General features: G+C 74.6%; 2 protein-coding genes. One reads left to right on the plus strand and one right to left on the minus strand.

Features of this window, described 5'->3' with window-relative positions; translation table 11 throughout:
* Positions 1 to 110 precede the first annotated feature (110 nt).
* Positions 111 to 941 carry a chitosanase gene (locus GTW43_RS34960; RefSeq protein WP_161300164.1) on the plus strand — a complete coding sequence of 277 codons (831 nt, stop codon included), beginning with the start codon at positions 111 to 113 and terminating at the stop codon, positions 939 to 941.
* Positions 942 to 979: 38 nt separating this feature from the next.
* On the opposite strand, the gene GTW43_RS34965 is transcribed toward GTW43_RS34960, so the two are convergent.
* Positions 980 to 2236, minus strand: a complete 1257-nt coding sequence (locus GTW43_RS34965) for a VWA-like domain-containing protein (protein ID WP_161305994.1) — start codon at positions 2234 to 2236, stop codon at positions 980 to 982.
* Positions 2237 to 2246: the final 10 nt, after the last annotated feature.

Raw genomic sequence — 2246 nt, forward strand, 5'->3', positions numbered from 1 at the left:
GCCGACACCCGCACCCCGGACCGTTCTTGACGGGTATACGTCACGCCGAATCTCTGGTAGGAAACCTTCCTAACAGTCGACGGAACGTTGGACTCCCCCAAGGAGGAACCGTGCCTGCCCCCCACATACGCACCTCCCGTCGCACGCTGCTCACCCTCATCGGCGCCACCGTCGTGGGCGCGCCGCTCCTGTCCACCCAGTTCGCCGGGGCCGCCGGAGCGCCGGCCCGGGCGGGCGGACTCGACGACCCGGCGAAGAAGGAGATCGCCATGCAGCTCGTGTCGAGCGCCGAGAACTCCTCGCTCGACTGGAAGGCCCAGTACCGGTACATCGAGGACATCGGCGACGGCCGCGGCTACACCGCGGGCATCATCGGCTTCTGCTCCGGCACCGGCGACATGCTCGACCTCGTCGAGCTCTACACCGACCGCGCCCCGGACAACGTCCTCGCCCCGTACCTGCCGGCCCTGCGCCGGGTCGACGGCAGCGACTCGCACGAGGGCCTGGACCCGGGCTTCCCCGACGCCTGGGCCGAGGCCGCCGGGGACCAGGCCTTCCAGGAGGCCCAGAACGACGAGCGCGACCGGGTGTACTTCGATCCGGCCGTCGCCCAGGGCAAGGCCGACGGGGTCGGCACGCTCGGCCAGTTCACGTACTACGACGCCATCGTGATGCACGGCGACGGCTCCGACCCGACGAGCTTCCGCAGCATCCGCGAACGGGCGCTCGGCGCGTCACGTCCGCCGTCCCAGGGCGGCGACGAGACCGACTGGCTGAACGCGTTCCTGGACGCACGGGTGTGGGCCATGAAGCAGGAGGAGGCCCACAGCGACACCAGCCGGGTGGACACCGCCCAGCGGGTGTTCCTGCGCGACGGGAACCTCGGGCTCGAACCCCCGCTGGACTGGCAGGTCTACGGGGACTCGTACCACATCGGCTGAGTGGTGCGCGGCCCTCGCCGCCCGGCCGGGGCCGCCGCTCAGCCGATCGTGACCACCCGGGCCCAGTCCGGCGGCCCGTCCGGCGTGTAGTCCGCGTCGTCCTCGTCCGCCGGACGCCCGGGGCGGGGGAAGAGGCCGACGACCGTGCGGCACGGCGGGCGCCGGGACGGCCACGGGGTCTGCCCGTCGGTCAGGGCCACGATCACGTCGGGGCCCGGCCGGCGGCGCAGCGCGCGCTCGAACCCGGAGCGCAGATCGGTACCGCCCCCGCCGATCAGCTCCAGGCTCTCCGCCCGGCACAGCGGCACGGCGATCCCGGCCGCCGCGTCGCACGAGACGACCGAGACCAGGTCGCGGCGGCCGCCCACGGCGCGGGCGATCGCCGCCACCTCCAGGAGCGCACAGCCCAGTTCGGCGTCGCTCACCGAGCCCGACGTGTCGATGACCACGCAGACCCGGGGCGGGGTCCGCCGCAGGCTCGGCAGGACGACGCCCGGCAGGGAGGCCGAACGGCGCGACGGCCGCCGGTAGGTGTGGTCCTCCCCCACACCGGGCGCGGAGGCCGCCGAGCGGATCGCCGCCCCCAGCAACTTCCGCCAGGGCTGCGGCGCCTGGAACGCCTCGTCCGCCCAGCGCTTCCAGCCCTCCGGGGCGCTGCCCGGTCGGCCCTTGATCGCCTCGGCGACCCGGAACCGGACCGCGTCGCGCTGCTGCCGCGTCAGTCCGTGCGCCCCGTCCGGCCCCAGCTCCCACGGGCGGGGCTGACCGTCCGCGCCGCTGCCGCAGTCCAGCCAGGCCAGGTCCGCGGCGAGATCCGTCATCGGGGCGGTGCGCAGGTACTCCTCCATCAGCAGCCCGTCGCGCAGCCTCAGCCGCGAGGGCAGCATTGCGCCCGCGGGCAGCGGCAGCCCGTCCCCGTAGATGTCGTCGTTGATCTCGAAGTCGGCGGCGATGTTGCGGCGCAGCCGCTCGCCGGGGCCGTCCTCGTCGTGCTCGCGCGCGTACCGGGCGCCGCGCGCGTGGTGGTCGCGCAGCAGGTGCGACACCTCGTGGACCCACACCCCGGCCAGGTCCTCGACGCTCATGCCCGCGACGAAGGCGGGCGAGACGTAGCAGCGCCAGTGTGCGTCGACCCCCATCGTCGGCACCGTGCGGTCCTCGACGATCTGCAGGGCGAAGAGCGCGGCGGCCAGATAGGGGCGGACCTTCACCGCGTGGAGCCGCGCGGCGAGCAGCTTCTCCGTGTCGAGCGGCGGCCCCGCGGCAGCGGGCCCGCGGGCGGGCGCCCGGGTCAGCGGTCCCCGC

The sequence above is a fragment of the Streptomyces sp. SID5785 genome (assembly GCF_009870065.1).
Lineage (GTDB): Bacteria > Actinomycetota > Actinomycetes > Streptomycetales > Streptomycetaceae > Streptomyces.